Source organism: Sphingopyxis sp. YR583 (assembly GCF_900108295.1).
Lineage (GTDB): Bacteria > Pseudomonadota > Alphaproteobacteria > Sphingomonadales > Sphingomonadaceae > Sphingopyxis.
In genome coordinates this window covers 2,441,363-2,458,605 of the sequence record NZ_FNWK01000001.1, presented here as the reverse complement: position 1 = coordinate 2,458,605, position 17,243 = coordinate 2,441,363, and the positions used below count along the sequence as shown (strand labels likewise).

Sequence of the window (17,243 nt, the reverse complement as noted above, 5' to 3'; positions counted from 1 at the left end):
GGGCCTTCGCTTACAGCGCGCCTTCGAGCCAACCCTTGAGCGCGCTCTTCGGCGCCGCGCCGACCTTGGTGTCGGCGATCTCGCCATTTTTGAACAGGATCATCGTCGGAATGCCGCGCACGCCATATTTGCCCGGCGCATCGGGATTTTCGTCGATGTTGATCTTGGCGATCACGACCTTGCCCGCGAGTTCGTCGGAGATTTCCTCGAGCGACGGGCCGATCATCTTGCACGGACCGCACCATTCGGCCCAGAAATCGACGAGCACCGGCGTGTCGCTGTCGAGCACGTCCGACTGAAAGCTCGCGTCGGTGATGGCTTTGGTACCCATAGTCTGAACTCCTGAAATATCGTTGGTCCCAAACTAGGGCGTCGGCGCGTCGGGCTCAAGGGTTGAACCCGGCAAATTCGCCTTGGTTGCGAGCAAGCCCGGCTTGTAGGCGTCGAGCAAGGCATTGCCGAGCAGGATCAGCCGGGGCGCCGCCGTATAGAGTAACGCAGCCTCCACCCGCTTTCCGGCGAAAACCACGCGAAGCGCATCGCGGTATGCCGCCATCTGACGCAGATAGGCGGGCGCGACCTCCGCGACGGTCGCGGGCACATGGCGCCCGGTCTTGTAATCGATCACGGTCACTACATCCTCGGTCACCAGCAGCCGGTCGACGATCCCCGCGACGACCACGCCATCGACGACCGCCGATAGCGGAACTTCGGCGAGGCTCCCCGGCCCGAACAAGGCGGCGTGCGCCGGATCGGCAAGCACGGCCAGCACCTCGTCGACCATCGCCATGCGTGCGCCATCATCGAGCGTCGTCGCCTGCGCCGAAAGCCAATGCAACGCCGCGGGACGCCGACGGTCGGGCGAAACGGGCGGCAGCCGCTCGAACAGCGCGTGCAGCAACAGGCCCCGCTCGACCGCTGCGGTTCGTTCGCCCCCCTGCGGCGGCGTCGCGACATCGTCCGCGCCCAATGCCGATGGCGCGAGCGGCCGCGGCGGGCGCGCTTCCTCGGGCGCCGGCATCAGCGCCCAGCCGGGAATCGCGACAGGGGGCGCTACCTGTTTCGCCTTGTCCTTCGGCGGGCGCGCCCATTTCTTCGGCTGCACCGCATGGACGCGGCGCTGTCCCCAGCGCGGCCCGGCGTCCTGCCATTCGGCGCCCATGCCCGCCATCACCGCCTCGACCGCGCTATGCCAGTTGTTCGCGGGCAGTTCGTCGGATTTCCGGGTGCCCGTAACGACCAGCAACTCCTCGGCGCGCGTCATCGCGACATAGAGCAGCCGCCAATGTTCCTGCAGCTCGGCGCGCTGCTTCGCGTCATGCGCCTCGGCGACGGGGCCGTGCCGTTCCTCCTTGCCCAGCCCGAACGCGGGCAATTTGTCCCACTGGCGCAGCGACAGGTCGAAGCTCGTCCGCTTCGACTGCGGATCGTCGGTCGCATCGGCGAGGATGACGATCGGCGCTTGCAGCCCCTTCGACCCGTGGACCGTCATCACGCGCACCACGTCGCTCCGTCCCTCGGTCTGGCGCTTGATGTCGGCGGTGCTCGCGTCGATCCGCGTCAGGAAGCCGAGCAGCGAGGGCACCTCCAGCCGCTCGAACGCCAGCGCCTGCGACAATAGTTCGTCGATCGGATCGCGCGCCTCGCGCCCCAGCCGGCGGTAGAGTTTGCGCCTCCCGTCGATCGGTCCCGACAATATGCGCTCGAGGAAACGGAAGGGCGTGGTGAAATCGGCCATGCCGAGCAGGTCGCGCAGCCCCGTCAGCGTCTCCTCCGGCGTATCGGCGCCCGGCGCGCGTAGCGCCTCCCACAGCGATCCGGACCGTGCATGGGCCAATCCGAACAAACGCTCCTGATCCCATCCGAACAGCGGCGAGACGAGCAGCGAGGCCAGATTGAGGTCGTCGAGCGGCTGCACCGCAAAGCGCATCGCCGCGAGCAGATCCTGCACGGCAAGCGGCTGGGTCAGTGCAAAGCGGTCGACCCCCGCAACCGGGACATGCAGCGATTGCAACCGCGCAACGATCCGCGCCGCAAGGTCGCGGCGGCGACGGACGAGGATCAGGATGTCGCCCGGCGCGACGCTGCGCCCATCCTTGCCGTTCGCGATCCAGTCCTGCACCTCGTCCGCGATCGCGCGCGACAGGCGCAGGCTCGCGGGGTCGTTCGCCGCGGCGAGTGGGTCGCGCGCGGGCGCATCGTCGCCATCCTCGCCGACGTCTTCTTCCACCGCGTCGGCATCCAGCGCCTTGCCCACCGGCAGCGGCTGCCACAGCTCGACGCGCCCCGGCCGGTCGCGATGGAAATCGGCGGGAAAGTGCGGCGGCTCGTCGCTGTCGAGCCCCATATGCTGCGCCGCATCGCCCGCAATCCACGCGTCGACAACGTCGAGCACCGCGGGGCTCGATCGGTAATTGGTGACGAGGTCGACGTCCTCGAACGGCCGTCCGCTTTCCTCGGCGCGCTGCCCAAAACGCAGCCGCGCCGCCTCGAAAGCGGCCGGCTCGGTCCCCTGAAAGCCGAAGATCGCCTGTTTGCGGTCGCCGACGGTGAACATCGTGCGGATGCGATCGTCCTTCGCGCCCTGCCCGGCGAAAAACTCCTCGGCGAGCGACAGGATGATCGCCCATTGCCGCGCGTTGGTGTCCTGCGCCTCATCGACCAGAATATGGTCGGTGCGCTGGTCGAGCTTGAAGCGCACCCATTCGCCGAAATCGCCCTGATGCAGCAGGCCGCTTGCCAGACTGATCAGATCTTCGAAATCGGCAAGCCCCGCCTCGCGCTTGGCGAGCGCATAGGCTTCGGCGAACCGGCTCCCCAAATCCCACGCCGCCGCCAGATCGTCAGCAACCCCCATCGCGATCGCGGTGGCGAGCAAGGGCTGGGCTGCTGCGACGATCCGCGATGCGGCGCCGAGGCAATCGTTCATCCGCCCGTTTTCCTTGGCGAAGTCGGCGCGAATGTCGCCCGTTCCCGTGACGAAACAGCCGAGCAACGCGCCCAGCATCACCGTCCGCGCCGCGCCGTCGGCCGCCAGCCAGTCGCCCATCAGTTCGGCGCGCGCCGTGCCGGTCTTCGTTCCCCACGCCCGTCCGCTCGCCGCCACGTCGGCAACATCGGCGTCGGCGATCATACCTCCGGCAAGCATTGCCGCCTGCCAGTCTCGCGCTTCCCCTTGCGGCAGGCCGAGCGCATCGCGCACATCGGCTCGCTTCGGTGCCAGCCGCGGCATATGGACCGCGCCAAAGCTGCTCGCGCAGCGCGCGAGAAAGGCGATGGCCGCATCCTGCCCCATGCGCCGTGCCAGCATCGCCGCGACGGCGCGCATCGCGTCGCCGTCGGCATCGGACTTCGCGAGCAGCTTGCCCAGCACGTCGCGCTGCAATGCGCTCGCCTCACTATCCTCGAGCGCACGAAATCCCGGCAATATCTTCGCCTCGAGCGGAAAGCCCGCGAGCAGGGTCTGGCAGAAGGCGTGGATCGTCTGGACGCGGATCGCACCGGACGCGCTGTCGATCACAGTCGCGAACAGCGACCGCGCGCGGTCGAGAATGCCCGGCTGATGCACATCGGCGCCGAGCGCCTGCAAATCGGCGCGCAGATCGAAATCATTCGCACGCACCCACAAAGCCAGCCGCTCGTGGATGCGGTGCGCCATTTCGGCCGCGCCCGCCTTGGTAAAGGTGATGCACAGAATCGCCTCGGGCGACACGCCGCCGAGCATCAGCCGCAGCACGCGCGCCGACAGCACCTGCGTCTTGCCCGTCCCCGCGGAGGCGCCGAGCCAGACATGATCCTCGGGATGCGCAGCGGCGGCCTGCCCCTCGTCGAGCGTCTTCAGAAGCTTGGCGGGATCGATCATGCCGCGTCCCCCTCGCCCAAATCGCGGTCGCCGCGCCCGAACCATTCGTCGCGGCGCATCAGCTGGTCGAAATCGCTGTAGCGCGACCCCGGATCGCCCGGCGTAAAGGGTTCGGAACCAAGCAGGAAGCGCGTGCTGAGATCGGCGAGCGCGTCGGCGGCGCGCGCGATCGCGTCTTCCGCGGTCTTGAGTTCGCGGCGGCTGCCATGCGTTGCCGATATCTTGCCCTCGGCGCCCTTCGCCCGGTCGCGCTTGAGGCTCCAATATTCGAGCGCACCGACCGCCGCGGCGTCGATCCCTTCGACCTGCCCCGCTTCGGCAATCAACCCCAGCAGACCGAGCTGGTTGTCGAGCCCTTCCGCCGCCGCACGGCCCGATGGCGCCGCGCCGCTTTTGTAATCGACGATCGCAAGGCCCCCGTCGGCCATCCGGTCAACGCGGTCGGCCTTACCGTGCAGGCGGATACCGCCCGTCACCACCGCGCCGCGCGCCTCGGTCGCGACCGGCCAGCGCTCGTCGCGCGCCACCCACACTGTCTCCGCCGCCCAGCGCAAGGACGGAACGATGCGCGGCAACCAGAAGGCGCGCGCGAGGGCGTCGAGCGCAGGATCGGCTTCGAGTGCCGTCAGTTCCTTTTCCAGCGCCGCTTCGGTCATCCCCGCACGCTGCCAATCCTCGAGCAGGCGGTGAATGCGCGTGCCGAACCATTTGGCGTCGGGCCCGCTGCTCAGCGGATCGAGTTCGGACAACCGCAGGATCTTCGCGGCGTAAAAGGCGAAGGGATCGCGCGCGAGCTGATCGACTCCGGTGACGCTGATCGCATCGGGACGGGCATCGGCGGGCGGCGCGGGATGCGGTTTGGCGGCGGGTTCGCTTGCGCCCGGCGGCACATCCAGCATTGCGGCAAGCGCCGTCACCGGCTGCCCGTCGATTTCGGCTTCGGGAAGGTCGCCCGCGAGCGCGCCAAGTCGCAGCCAGAAACGCGAAGCGACCGCAGGGTCGCCACCGCTCCGCTGCGCGCGCGTCACGACGACCTCGCGCGCTGCAAGCGCGCCCACGAAATCATGCGCCGCCGCGCCCTGCTGCCGCTCTGGCGCGGGCAGCCCGAGCAGGCGGCGGATGCCCGGCGCCAACCAGGCGTCGGGGTTCGTCGCCTGCGGCCAGCGCCCTTCATCGAGCCCGCCCAGGATCATCAGGTCGGCGCGCTGCAACCGTGCTTCGAGCAGACCCCAGATGAATAATCGCGGATGCCCGCCATAGGGCGGCCGCACATTTTCGCTGCCGATGAGGTCCGTCAGCATCGCGGGGAAATCCTCGGCCGCGATCAGCGCGGGGCCGTCGCTGCGCGCCAGCGACCAGCGATCGAACAGGTCGGCGAGCTGCCGCCCCGCCGGCCCGGCCCACACCGCCTCGCCGGTCAACCAGCCGAGTGCCGCCTGCAGCGCCGCGAGCAAGGTTCCGGGCGGAGCCGGCGCGCCATTGCCGAACGGCGCGAGCAATGTACCGAGCCCGTCGGCCACTGCCGTCCACCAGTCGGCAAATTCCGCCGCATCTTCCTTTCGCGCCGCCAGCGCCGCGACACGCGTTGATACGCCGTCCCATCCCGGCGTCAGCCCGGGCTCCCGCAGCAGCAGGTCGAGCCGGCGCACCCGATCGAGCCACGCAAGCCGCCCGTCGCCCTTGCGCACGAGCGGATGGCCCAGCACCGCGAGCAGCCGCACCGGATCGAAGCGCGCAGCCAGGTTCGCGAGCGACAGCAACAACGTGCCCGGCGGCAATTGGCCGAGCGGGCGCCCCGCGCTGTCGTCGACCTCGATGCCCCAACGCAGCAGCGCGCTCGCGACACGCTCGGCGAGCCCACGATCGGGGGTCACCAGCGCCGCGGTGCGCGTCGGCGTCTCCAGCGCATGGCGCATCATCAGTGCGATTCCCTGCGCCTCCTGACCGTCGTCGGCGAAGGTAGCGGCGCGGATCCCCGAAATCCCGGGGCTCAGATCGCCCGCCTGCTGCCACCGCGCGGTATAGGCGGCGGGCGCGAAGAGCAGCGAAGTGAACGCGCCGCGCGCCTCGGGACCGTCGAAGGTCGACGCCGCTTCCCACGCCTGCACCTCGCCGCGCGACACGCCCATGCGCCCCAGCAGCAGCTTCAGATGATATTGCGGGTGCGTCTCGAGCGGGCGCTCGTGGGGCTTTTCGGGATCGGCCTTCACCGGCCCGAGCGCCTCCCACTCCTCGTCCGCCATGCCAAGGTCGAGCCCCGGCAGCACGACCATGCCGTCGTCCAGATCGGCAACCGTTCGCAGCAACCGTGCGATCGCGGGCGCAGCGGTGGTAACGCCGGCCGCGACGACGAAGCGCGCGGGCGGCGCCAGCCGCCAGCCGCGGGTTACCCGATCGAGCAGGCGGTTGCGCCGGTCGGCGCGGTCGATCTGCCCGGTCGAGACGAGCATCGCCGGCCATTTTTCGACGAGCAACGACAGCCGCCGCCACGATGCCTGCCAATGCCCCGCAAGATCGCCGAGCGCGCTTTCGATATCGGCGAGCCGCGCGGGCGCGATCTCTTCATAATATAGCTGGTCGATCACCCGCCCCAGCCCCTCGGCGAGCTGGAACGCGGCCGCGCCGGTGATCGGATCTTCGCCGGCAGGATTATGTTTTTCGATCAGCCCCGCGAGCATCAGCCGCCGCTTCAGCGCGTCGATCGCGGGCGGAATCGCATCGCTCTCGTCGATCGGATCGAGCGCGAGGGCAACGCTTTCATCGAGGTCGGCGTCGCCGATCACTGCAAGCCGCGGCATCAGCAGCCCGGCGGCGCCCGCGCGCACGAACGCCGACTGCACCGCACTCCGCGCGCGGTTGCTCGGCAGCACGATCAAGCCCTGTGCAAGCCCGAGCGCGCCATCGGCATAACGGTCGATCAACCCCGCCGCGAGCGCATCGGCGAAGGCCCGCTGGACCGGAATGGAAAAGACGGTCGGTTTGGCGTCAGCCATCCGTCAGCGCGGCTTCGGTCGGCGCGATGCTCGCCGGGGTGCCGACATCGAACCACTGGCCCATGTGCGACAGGCCGTACAGCCGTCCCGCCGCGATCGCGCGATCCCACAATATGTTGGTCGAAAACGCCCCCTCGGGCGCACCGTCGAGCAGCCGCGGCGAAATGAGCTGTATGCCCGTATAGACGAAAGGCGCGATCCGTCCCGGCTTGCGGCGCGACAGCTTGCCGTCGCCATCCATATGAAAATCGCCGCGCCCGCCATGCCCCGTGGCGCTCGCCTGCCGGATCAGCAGCAACAGCGCGTCCATCCGCTCGCCATCCCAATGGCGCGCGAGATGCTTGATGCTGTCCTCGGGCCCGTCGGTCCAGATATTGTCGCTGTTGACGATCAGAATCGGGTCGCCGGTCAGTTGCGGCAGCGCCTTCACCATCCCGCCACCCGTTTCGAGCAATTCCCCGCGCTCGTCCGAAACCGCGATCGTGAAGCTGCGCTTTTGCGCCGCCAGATGCGCTTCGAGTGCATCGGCGAGATAATGGACGTTGACGACGACATGCTCGACCCCCGCCGCCTCGATCCGGTCGAGGCTGTGGTCGATCAGCGCCTTGCCCGCGACGCGCACCAGCGGCTTCGGACGCGTCGCGGTCAGCGGGCGCATGCGCTTCCCGATGCCCGCCGCCATCACCATCGCGCTTTCGATCTTCACGCTCACGACCAGGCCTCCGCTCGTTTCGAAGCGGGGACATTGGCGTCGAACCATTGCCGAACGGGGACAAGCGCCGGATGTGCCAGATCGCGTTCGAGCAGCCCCCACATCCGCGGCTGGAAACTCCGGTAATGCGGCTTGTTGTCGCGCTTCCACAGGCGAACGAAGACGCCCAGGATGCGCGTGTTGCGCTGCGCCGCCAGCGCCCAATAGGCGCGCTCGATATCCTGTCCGGTGGCCGCCTGATAACGCGCGAGCATCGCCGCCTCGACCGCCGGGCTCACGTCGCGCCGCGCATCCTCGAGCACCGAAGCGAGGTCATAGGCCGGGTGTCCGACCAGCGCGTCCTGGAAATCGAGCAGGCCGTAATGCGCGATGCCGTCCTTGCCGCGCACCAGCATGATATTTTCGGCGTGATAGTCGCGCAGCACGGTGACACGCGGCAGGCCGTCGGTTTCGACCGGCGTCAGCACTTCGGCCCATGCGGCGCGGAAGGCATCGCGGTCGACCTCGATGTCGAGCGCCGGGCAATACCAGTCGCTGAACAGCATGACCTCGTCGAGCCATTGATCGAGGCCATGCACGGGCAGCCCGGCCATCGGCGGTCGCGCATGGAGATGGACGAGCAGGTCGGTCACGCCCGCATAATAGTCAGCCTCGGTATGCGGCGCCGCGTCGACCGTTTCGCGCAGCCGCACATCGCCGAAATCGTCGATCAGCAACAGGCCCCGCTCCAGATCGCGCGCGAGGATCGTCGGCGCGGTCAGCCCCTGTTCGCACAGAAATTCGGCGACCGCGATGAACGGCCGCGGGTCTTCGTGCGGCGGCGGCGCGTCCATCAACACCGCCTGCCGGTCGCCATCGACGACGCGGAAATAGCGGCGGAACGACGCATCGCCGGCGAGCGGCAAAATCTGGGCATCGCCCCAGCCGTGCGCGGCGAGAAAGGCGGGCGCATGAGGGGGCGGAATCATCGGAACGGCCATCTTGCTCCCCAAGCCGCAGGCACATCGGCTGTCAAGACGCGCGCGTCGCCCTCACCCGAAATCCTCAAGCGCAGCGCCCCCGGCCAGACGTCGCCGCCCAACCGCTCGGGCCATTCGATCAGCAGCGCGCCGTCGTACAGATAATCGTCGAGCCCGAGCTCGATCAGCTCGTCTTCGTCCTCGATGCGATAGAGATCGACATGCGCCACGGCCAAATCGACCTCGGGCGGCGCATAAGGCTGGACGATCGCAAAGGTCGGGCTTGGCGCCTCGCCCACAAGCCCGCGCGCCTTCAGCATCGCGCGCGCCAGCGTCGTCTTGCCCGCGCCAAGATCGCCCGACAGCAGCACGACATCGCCCGCCGCCAGCGCCGCTCCGATCGCCGCACCGATCCGCTCGGCTTCGACCAGATCATATTGCATCGAAAAATCCGTCATGCGCCGCGCGGAAGGCTGATCCGCACGAGCGTGCCCTGTCCCTGCTCGCTGACCACTTCCATCGTCCCGCCGTGTGCCGCGACGAGCTGGCGCGCAAGCGCAAGGCCGATGCCCCCCGTCGCCGTGCCCGCCTGTTGCCCCTTGGCGACCGCAACGGCCGCCTCGGGCATGCCGGGGCCATTGTCGGATACGATGATATCGACGCCGCGCGCATCGCCATCGGCATGCAACAGCACGCGTCCGCCGTTTTTTCGCAATGGCGCGGTGAAGCGCACCGCATTGTCGAGCAGCCCGGCGACCAGGCGCGACAAACGCGGCGCATCGCCATCGATCTGCCCGAGGTTCGCGGAAATATTGCCGACAAGCTCGACCTTCTCGCTATCGGCAAAGGCCTTGGCATCGTCGAGCGCGGCTTTAAGCAGCACGCCGATCTCGACCGGCGCGCGCTCGATCGCCAGCGTACCCGCCTCGCCCTGCGCCAGGTCAAGCACATTGTCGATCTGGCGCGAAAGCACCGCGACCGAATCCATGATCGCGTCGATATAGGCGCGCTGCTGATCGCCGAGCTTGCCGGCATATCCGGCTTGCAACATTTCGCCGAAACCGCCGATCGAGGTCAGCGGCGTCCGCAGTTCATAGCTCATCCGCGACAGGAAGGCGGTCTTCGACTTGTCGGCCGCCTCCAGCGCTTCGTTGCGCTCGCGCAGCGCCCCCTCCATCTTCCGGCTCGCGGTGATGTCGAGCATGATGAGCAGCGCGTTGCCGTCGGGCAGCGGGATCGACGCAAAATCGAAATGCCGCCCGTCGGCGAAACGAACCTCGCCGACGCGCTGCTGCCGTTCGAGGGTCGCGGCGCGGATGACTTCCTGCACGATACTGATCTGGTTCGGTTTCGCAAGCCGGTCGGCAAGCCCGCCCATCAACGCATCGACCCGCGGATGCGCCGCGAGCGTCGGCTCGTCGATACCCCACAGGCGACGGAAACGCTGGTTCCACAAATGCAGTCGCCCGTCGGGTGCAAAGACCGCCACCGCCTCGAACAGATTGTCGAACGTCGCGGTCCGCACGCGCAGCAACGTGTCTCGCGCCCCGGCCAATTGGACCTGCTCGGTCTTGTCCTCGGCGATCAGCAGCAACCCGCCATCGGGTGTGGGCTGCGCAACGACGTGCAAATGCGTGCCATCGCGCAGCAGCCAATCCTCTTCGCTCGCTTCGGCTTTAGCGAACCAGTCGACATGCGCCTGACGCCATTCGGGATAGTTACGCACCTCGGGCGTCCGTCCGCTCTCGCGCCAGGCATCGAGCAATCGCGCGAACGGCAGCGCCTCGGCGACATCGTCGGCCTCCAGCCCGAACAGGCGGCGGAACGGCAGATTGGCAAAACTGAGCCCCTGATCGGGCCCGAACTGCGCGACCGCCGCCGACAATCGATCGAGCAATTCGCGCTGGGTATCGACAAAGCGGCGATGCGCCCCGCGCTCGGTTTCCAGTTCCTGAATGTCGATCGCATATCCGGCGACGCCGATCACGCGCGCCCCCTCGGGCGCCAACGGCACATCGACGACGCGCATGATCCGCCGTTCGCCCTGGATGGTCACGGGTATCGTGCGCATTTGCGCCGAACCCGCGATGCGCGCTTCGTCGGCGGCTTCGGCGGCGCTGATGCCCGCAACGGTCTCGCACAGCTCGATCCCGCCATCGATCACCGCGACCGCGCTCTTCGCTTCGACCGCGCGGACATAGGCGTTGTTCACCAAGGCGAGGTTGAGGTCAGTGTCGCGGAACCACATCGGAAAGGGGGCCGCCTCGATCAGCCCCGACAGCGCCTCGAACGCCGCCATCGCCTCGTCGCGCTCGCTGCGTGCATGCGCCAGCGCCTGCTGCCCATCGGTCGCATCGCTCAGCCACAGCAGCACGCCGCCGGGTCCGCCGACCGCCTGCGGCGCGGCGGCGCCATGGACGATGATCGTGCGGCTGCTTCCGTCGGGTTTCAGGCTCAGCGAAAACGGCTTGGCACCGCGCTGCGCGCCGAGGATCGCCTGCCGCAGCGCGTCGTGGCCGACGGCATCGAGCCCGCTGCCCAACCCGCGCAGTTCGTCGAAATTCCGGGGTCCGCGGTCCAGTCCCAGCCAGCGCCCAAGCCGTTCGCTCGCCTCGATCCGCCAGTCGGCGCGCACGATGACGGGAAGCTGGGGTGACGCCTCGACCAGGCTGGCGAGCCGTTCGGCCTGTCCCGCCACGAACGCCGAGCGCCGCTGCATCGCAATCCCGCGCACCGTCGCCCACACACCGGCGATAAACCACAGCGCCGCGAACAGACCGAGGGCGAACGTCAGCTCCGGGGAAAGCGATCCGCTCATCCCGCTTCAGGTCCATGTTTGTCCGGATATCCCGCGCGCATGATCGCCTGCCCTAAAGACGATGGAGTCATGTTTCAATCGCATGTCATACGGATCGGCGCGCCGCATCATCCGATGGGCGCGCCGTCCACAGTTTTCTGACCGTTTCGGCCGGTGTCGTCTTCGCCGTCAGGCGAAGAAATCAATAGCGGTAATGATCGGGCTTGAACGGGCCTTCGACCGGAACACCGATATAGTCGGCCTGCTTCTGCGTCAGCTGCGACAGATGCACGCCCAGCTTTTCGAGGTGCAGCGCCGCAACCTTTTCGTCGAGATGCTTGGGCAGGACATAGACATCGTTCTTATACTGCTCGCTGCGCGTCCACAGCTCGATCTGCGCGAGCGTCTGGTTGGTGAAGCTCGCCGACATCACGAACGACGGGTGGCCGGTCGCGTTGCCAAGGTTCACGAGGCGCCCCTTCGACAGGATGATGATCTGCTTGCCGTCGGGGAATTCGACCAGGTCGACCTGCGGCTTCACTTCGGTCCACTTGTAGTTCGCGAGCGCCGCGATCTGGATCTCGCTGTCGAAGTGACCGATGTTGCAGACGATCGCCATATTCTTCATGCCCGCCATATGTTCGGCGGTGATAACGTCGGCGTTGCCGGTCGCGGTGACGAAGATGTCCGACCGCTTCACGGCTTCGTCCATCGACACGACCTCGAAGCCTTCCATCGCCGCCTGCAGCGCGCAGATCGGGTCGATTTCGGTGACGAGGACACGCGCGCCGCCGTTGCGGAGCGACTGGGCCGAGCCCTTGCCGACGTCACCAAAGCCGGCCACCGTGGCGACCTTGCCTGCGAGCATCACATCGGTGCCGCGACGGATCGCGTCGACCAGCGACTCTTTACAGCCATAAAGATTGTCGAACTTCGACTTGGTGACGCTGTCGTTGACGTTGATCGCGGGGAAGGGCAGCTCGCCCTTCTTGGCGATGTGGTACAGGCGGTGGACGCCGGTCGTCGTTTCTTCCGACACGCCCTTGATCGCCTTGACGGTCTTGGTCAGGTAGCCGGGGTTCGCGGCAACGAACTCCTTCAGCGCGCGCTGCATCTCGATCTCTTCTTCATTCTCGGGGGCCGGCATCGTTTCGCCGGCTTCGAGCTTCGCGCCCCACAGCGCGAACATCGTGGCGTCGCCGCCGTCGTCGAGGATCAGGTTGCAGGTCGTGCCGTCTTCCACACCCCAGTCGAAGATGCGGCCGACATAGTCCCAATAATCGGCCAGGCTTTCGCCCTTCACCGCGAACACGGGGACGCCCGACGCGGCGATCGCGGCGGCGGCATGGTCCTGCGTCGAGAAGATGTTGCACGTCGCCCAGCGCACTTCGGCGCCGAGCGCGGTCAGCGTCTCGATCAGCACCGCGGTCTGGATCGTCATGTGCAGCGAACCGGTGATGCGCGCGCCCTTCAGCGGCTGCGCCGCGCCATATTCGGCGCGCAGCGCCATCAGGCCCGGCATTTCGGTTTCGGCGATGTTGATTTCCTTGCGCCCGAAATCGGCGAGGGCGATGTCGGCTACGACATAATCGCGGGCGTCGGCGGCGAGAGTGGCCACGGGGATTCTCCATATTGGCAATACGACCGCAGGCGAGCGGCCACGAAATTATCTTGCGCGCCCTAGCCGAAACGCCGCTCGCGATCAAATATAAACTTTTCTTTATATCGCATGCGAAACACCGTCCGGCGCCGAACAACGGCCGAACGAATCGGCGCGCAAAATGCACGTCGCTCGTGAAAAAATTTTTGCAGGCCGCAATTGTGACAATCCGCGCCTCCCAATTGTGACACGGAGTCGCAAAGCCCAAGATTCTGAAAATCCTGACTTATAATGCGCCTTGCGTTCAGCTTAATTCCTGATTGTGACAAAAGTGTTACAAACCCCCGGAAATATTGACTTTTCCTGCGTTGCACGAGAAAATCGGCTCAAGTTTTCGGGGAGATACGAAAGATGAAAAAAATTCTGCTGCCGCTGATCGCTCTGGCCATTTCGAGCCCCGCCGCGGCGCAATCGATCGTCGTCGTCACGGCACCGCAGGCCGATTCGGACACGCTTCCGGTTGCCTTTGCCGAACTGAAGGCGGGCGAAAACCGCGCGGTGGTCGACAAGCTGACGGGCGACACCACGCTCGATGCGCGCGATCCCTCGCGCCTGATCAATCTCGGGACCGCTTACGCTCGTCTGGGTCGCACCGCCGAAGCCGCCGCCGCCTTTGACAATGCAATCGGCAGCCCGATCCGCTACGATGTCGAACTGGCCAATGGCGACTATGTCGACTCGCGCTGGGCGGCGCGCACTGCGCTCGCGAACCTCAATCAGGGCAAGCCGCTCCTCGCGCTGGCGCGCTGATAGTCGAGGTTAGGCCTCGCCGCCTTCCGTCGTAAGCAAGCGGGCGTCCACTCCCGCTTCGGCAAACGCCGCCTGCCACCGTTCGGCGGGCGGCGTTTCGAACAACAGGGCATCGCTGCCCGGCGTCACATGCCAGCCATGGCGAACCATCTCGCCTTCGAGCTGCCCCGACGACCAGCCCGCATAACCGAGTGCGACCAGCCAGCGCGACGGCCCGCGCCCTTCGCCGATCGCGCGCAATATGTCGTGCGAGCTCGACACCATCCAGCGGTCGCTGACCTGCACCGCGGCCTCGCCGCCCCAATCCCGGCTATGCAAGACAAAGCCGCGCGAGGGTTCGACCGGCCCGCCAAGGAACACGGGTTGCTCCAGCGGGCGATCATGCTCGATCTCAAGCTGGTCGAGCACCGCACCGACCGTCATGCCGTCGATCGGTTCATCGATGCCGATGCCCATCGCGCCTTCTTCGTCATGGCTGATCATCGCGATCACCGAATGCTCGAAACGGGGATCGCCGATTCCGGGCAGCGCAAGCAGCAGCTGGCCGGTGAACCAGGTGGGGTCTGTGTCCATACGCGACATCATGCCCCGTTGCGGCGGCCCGGTCCAGCCCTTCGCGCAACCATCCCGCCGCGCTTGACTTGGCGACCCGCGCACCCGATGTCACCGCCACCATATCCCCTCGAGTGAAAGGATGCCGACCATGACGATCCAGACCGGAGACAAGCTCCCCGACGCGACCTTCGTAAAGGTCACCGAGAACGGCCCCGAACAGGTGACGACCGCCGACTATTTCAAGGGCCGCAAGGTCGCGCTCTTCTCGGTTCCCGGCGCCTTCACCCCGACCTGTTCGGCCAAGCATCTGCCGGGCTTCGTCGACAAGGCCGGCGAACTCAAGGCCAAGGGCGTCGATGAAATCGTCTGCACCGCGGTCAACGACGCCTTCGTGATGGGCGCATGGGGCAAGAGCGCCAGCGCCGGCGACAGCGTCACCATGCTCGCCGACGGCAATGGCGCCTTCGCCGACGCGGTCGGGCTCACCATGGACGGCACCGCCTTCGGCATGGGCAAGCGCGGCCAGCGCTTCTCGATGATCGTCAACGACGGCGTCGTCGAACAGCTCAACGTCGAAGCACCCGGCGAATTCAAGGTGTCGAGCGCCGACCATATGCTCGAACAGCTTTAAGGAAATCGGGGGCGGTCCGGCACCGGGCCACCCCTCTTCCCTTTTGTCATATTTTCGTGCAACAGCGTCGCGATGACAGTGAACTCATCGCAAGAAACCACCGATCCCGCCGCCCTCGTTGAAGGGATCATCGCCGAGCTTCAGGACAAGTTCCGCACCTCGGTCACCAATCTCAAATCCGCCATCGCCGACTATGTCCGCGACCGCACTTTGCCGCCGGCCGACGCCGCGGCGAAGGGACTGTTCGACTATCCCGCGATCCGCCTCACCACCACCGGCGAGCAACGCGAGGGGCAGACCGCGCACAATCTCGCCTTCGGCCAATTCGAACGCGCAGGCACCTTCGTCACGACAGTGACCCGCCCCGATCTGTTCGCCGACTATCTCCGCGAACAGCTCACCCTGCTCGCGGAGCATTATGACATCACGCTCGAAGTCACCCGCACCGGGCAACAGATCCCCTTCCCTTATGTGCTCGACGCCAGCGACGGGTCGGACATGGGCGGCGTCACCCCGCTCGAACTCGCGCGCCACTTCCCGACGACCGAGCTCGCGGACATCGGCGACGAGCTTGCCGACGGCCTGTTCGGCGCCGACCCCGCCGCGTCGCAGCCGCTTGCGCTGTTCGACGCGCTGCGCACCGACTTCAGCCTCGCGCGCCTCCGCCACTATACCGGCACCGCGCCCGAGCATTTCCAGCGCTACATCCTGTTCACCAACTATCACCGCTACGTCGACGAATTCGTCGCCTGGGCGGGGGCGCAGGTCGGACAAGGCCGCTACACCGCACTCGCAGGCGCCGCAGGCCTCTATGTCGACCAGCCCGGCGTCAACGCCAGCGCGCTCGTCGCCGACAGCGCGTGGCGACGGCACCAGATGCCCGCCTATCACCTGATCGCGCCCGACGGCGGCGGCATCACGCTCGTCAACATCGGCGTCGGCCCGTCGAACGCCAAGACGATCTGCGACCATCTCGCGGTGCTGCGTCCCGAGGCATGGCTGATGATCGGCCACTGCGGCGGGCTCCGCCCCAGCCAGCGCATCGGCGACTATGTCCTCGCCCACGCGTATCTGCGCGACGATCATATCCTCGACGCGGTGCTGCCGGTCGCCATTCCGATCCCGCCGATCGCTGAAGTGCAACAGGCATTGGCAAGCGCCGCCGAGGCGGTCTCGGGCGCGACCGGCGCCGACCTCAAGAAACGCATGCGCACCGGCACGGTCGTCACCACCGACGACCGCAACTGGGAACTGCGCTACACCGACAGCGCGCTGCGCTTCTCGCAGTCGCGCGCAATCGGCATCGACATGGAAAGCGCAACGATCTCGGCGCAGGGCTACCGCTTCCGCGTGCCCTACGGCACCTTGCTCTGCGTCAGCGACAAGCCGCTCCACGGCGAACTCAAGCTGCCCGGACAGGCGAACCGCTTTTACGAGGAAGCGATCGCCGCGCACCTCCAGATCGGCATCCGCGCGTGCGAGACGATGCGCGACGAGGGCGCCAAGCTCCACAGCCGCAAACTCCGCGCCTTCAACGAACCGCCCTTCCGTTGAGCGCGGCGCCGGACCGTTCGCGCTCCATCGCCGGCCGCGTCGCGATCGTCACCGGTGCCGCGAGCGGCATGGGCCGCGCGACCGCGCTGCTCCTTGCCAGCGAAGGCGCGAAGGTAGCGGTCACCGATCTCGACCTCACCGCCTGCCAAGCCGTGGCTGATGAAGCCGGACCGAGCGCCAAGGCCTTCGCGCTCGACGTCGCCGACGGTGAGGCGATCAAACGCACCGTCACCGCAATCGCCGAACATCTCGGCGGCATCGATATCCTGATCAACAACGCCGGCGTCTCCAGCTTCGCCCCGCTCGACGCCGAGGATGAATATGAGGCGATCTGGCACCGCGCGCTCGCGGTGATGCTGACCGCGCACCAGCGCATGGTCCGCGCCGCGCTGCCTTACCTTCGCAAGAGCGACGCGCCGCGCATCGTCAACATCGCCTCGACCGAAGGGCTCGGCGCGACCCCCGGCGATACGCCCTATGTCGCCGCCAAGACCGGCGTCACCGGCCTGACCCGTGGCCTCGCGGTCGACCTTGGCAAAGAGGGCATCACCGTCAACTGCATTTGTCCCGGCCCGATCCGCACCGGCATGACCGACAAGGTGCCCGAGGAGGACAAGGCCGTTTTTGCGAAACGCCGCACCGCGCTCCGCCGCTATGGCGAACCCGAAGAGGTCGCGCATGTGACGCTCAGCCTCGTGCTGCCCGCGGCGAGCTACATCACCGGCGCGGTGATTCCCGTCGACGGCGGGCTGATGGCGCGGAATGCGTAA

13 protein-coding genes are annotated in these 17,243 nt (G+C 67.1%); 4 read left to right on the top strand and 9 right to left on the bottom strand.

Annotated features, from left to right (window positions below; genetic code table 11):
* Window positions 1–10 precede the first annotated feature (10 nt).
* The 8 genes from trxA to ahcY all read right to left on the bottom strand — a co-directional run bounded on the left by trxA (window position 11) and on the right by ahcY (window position 12,941).
* Window positions 11–331: a thioredoxin TrxA gene (gene trxA / locus BLW56_RS11310; protein WP_093510578.1), complete on the bottom strand. Its 321-nt coding sequence runs from the start codon at window positions 329–331 to the stop codon at window positions 11–13.
* Between the two features lie 33 nt (window positions 332–364).
* Window positions 365–3,862 (bottom strand): double-strand break repair helicase AddA, encoded by a 3,498-nt coding sequence (gene addA, locus BLW56_RS11305; RefSeq protein WP_093510577.1) that lies wholly within the window; start codon window positions 3,860–3,862, stop codon window positions 365–367.
* The gene (gene addB / locus BLW56_RS11300) at window positions 3,859–6,855 is read right to left on the bottom strand and encodes a double-strand break repair protein AddB (protein ID WP_093510576.1); all 2,997 of its coding nucleotides are present in this window, start codon (window positions 6,853–6,855) and stop codon (window positions 3,859–3,861) included. Before addB ends, addA begins: the two co-directional genes overlap by 4 nt.
* Entirely contained in the window at window positions 6,848–7,567 is a 720-nt protein-coding gene (locus BLW56_RS11295) for a nucleotidyltransferase family protein (protein ID WP_256203393.1), read from the bottom strand. The genes addB and BLW56_RS11295 overlap by 8 nt, the downstream gene beginning before the upstream one ends.
* Window positions 7,564–8,535 (bottom strand): aminoglycoside phosphotransferase family protein, encoded by a 972-nt coding sequence (locus BLW56_RS11290; protein WP_093510929.1) that lies wholly within the window; start codon window positions 8,533–8,535, stop codon window positions 7,564–7,566. Before BLW56_RS11290 ends, BLW56_RS11295 begins: the two co-directional genes overlap by 4 nt.
* Window positions 8,532–8,969 carry a tRNA (adenosine(37)-N6)-threonylcarbamoyltransferase complex ATPase subunit type 1 TsaE gene (gene tsaE, locus BLW56_RS11285; protein ID WP_371262231.1) on the bottom strand — a complete coding sequence of 146 codons (438 nt, stop codon included), beginning with the start codon at window positions 8,967–8,969 and terminating at the stop codon, window positions 8,532–8,534. Before tsaE ends, BLW56_RS11290 begins: the two co-directional genes overlap by 4 nt.
* A gap of 11 nt (window positions 8,970–8,980) precedes the next feature.
* Window positions 8,981–11,344 carry a PAS domain-containing sensor histidine kinase gene (locus BLW56_RS11280; protein WP_093510573.1) on the bottom strand — a complete coding sequence of 788 codons (2,364 nt, stop codon included), beginning with the start codon at window positions 11,342–11,344 and terminating at the stop codon, window positions 8,981–8,983.
* Window positions 11,345–11,525: 181 nt separating this feature from the next.
* The gene (gene ahcY, locus BLW56_RS11275) at window positions 11,526–12,941 is read right to left on the bottom strand and encodes an adenosylhomocysteinase (protein WP_093510572.1); all 1,416 of its coding nucleotides are present in this window, start codon (window positions 12,939–12,941) and stop codon (window positions 11,526–11,528) included.
* 393 nt (window positions 12,942–13,334) lie between these two features.
* Here ahcY and BLW56_RS11270 point away from each other — a divergent pair, with 393 nt between their 5' ends.
* Window positions 13,335–13,733 (top strand): hypothetical protein, encoded by a 399-nt coding sequence (locus BLW56_RS11270; RefSeq protein WP_093510571.1) that lies wholly within the window; start codon window positions 13,335–13,337, stop codon window positions 13,731–13,733.
* A 9-nt stretch (window positions 13,734–13,742) separates the two neighbouring features.
* On the opposite strand, the gene BLW56_RS11265 is transcribed toward BLW56_RS11270, so the two are convergent.
* A complete protein-coding gene (locus tag BLW56_RS11265) occupies window positions 13,743–14,306 on the bottom strand; it encodes a YqgE/AlgH family protein (RefSeq protein WP_093510570.1) in 564 nt (187 codons plus the stop codon).
* Window positions 14,307–14,436: 130 nt separating this feature from the next.
* Here BLW56_RS11265 and BLW56_RS11260 point away from each other — a divergent pair, with 130 nt between their 5' ends.
* The 3 genes from BLW56_RS11260 (at window position 14,437) to BLW56_RS11250 (ending at window position 17,243) form a co-directional block, all read left to right on the top strand.
* The gene (locus BLW56_RS11260; protein WP_093510928.1) at window positions 14,437–14,919 is read left to right on the top strand and encodes a peroxiredoxin; all 483 of its coding nucleotides are present in this window, start codon (window positions 14,437–14,439) and stop codon (window positions 14,917–14,919) included.
* A gap of 72 nt (window positions 14,920–14,991) precedes the next feature.
* Window positions 14,992–16,473 carry an AMP nucleosidase gene (locus BLW56_RS11255; protein ID WP_093510569.1) on the top strand — a complete coding sequence of 494 codons (1,482 nt, stop codon included), beginning with the start codon at window positions 14,992–14,994 and terminating at the stop codon, window positions 16,471–16,473.
* Complete coding sequence (locus BLW56_RS11250) at window positions 16,470–17,243, top strand: SDR family NAD(P)-dependent oxidoreductase (protein ID WP_093510568.1); 774 nt, start codon at window positions 16,470–16,472, stop codon at window positions 17,241–17,243. The genes BLW56_RS11255 and BLW56_RS11250 overlap by 4 nt, the downstream gene beginning before the upstream one ends.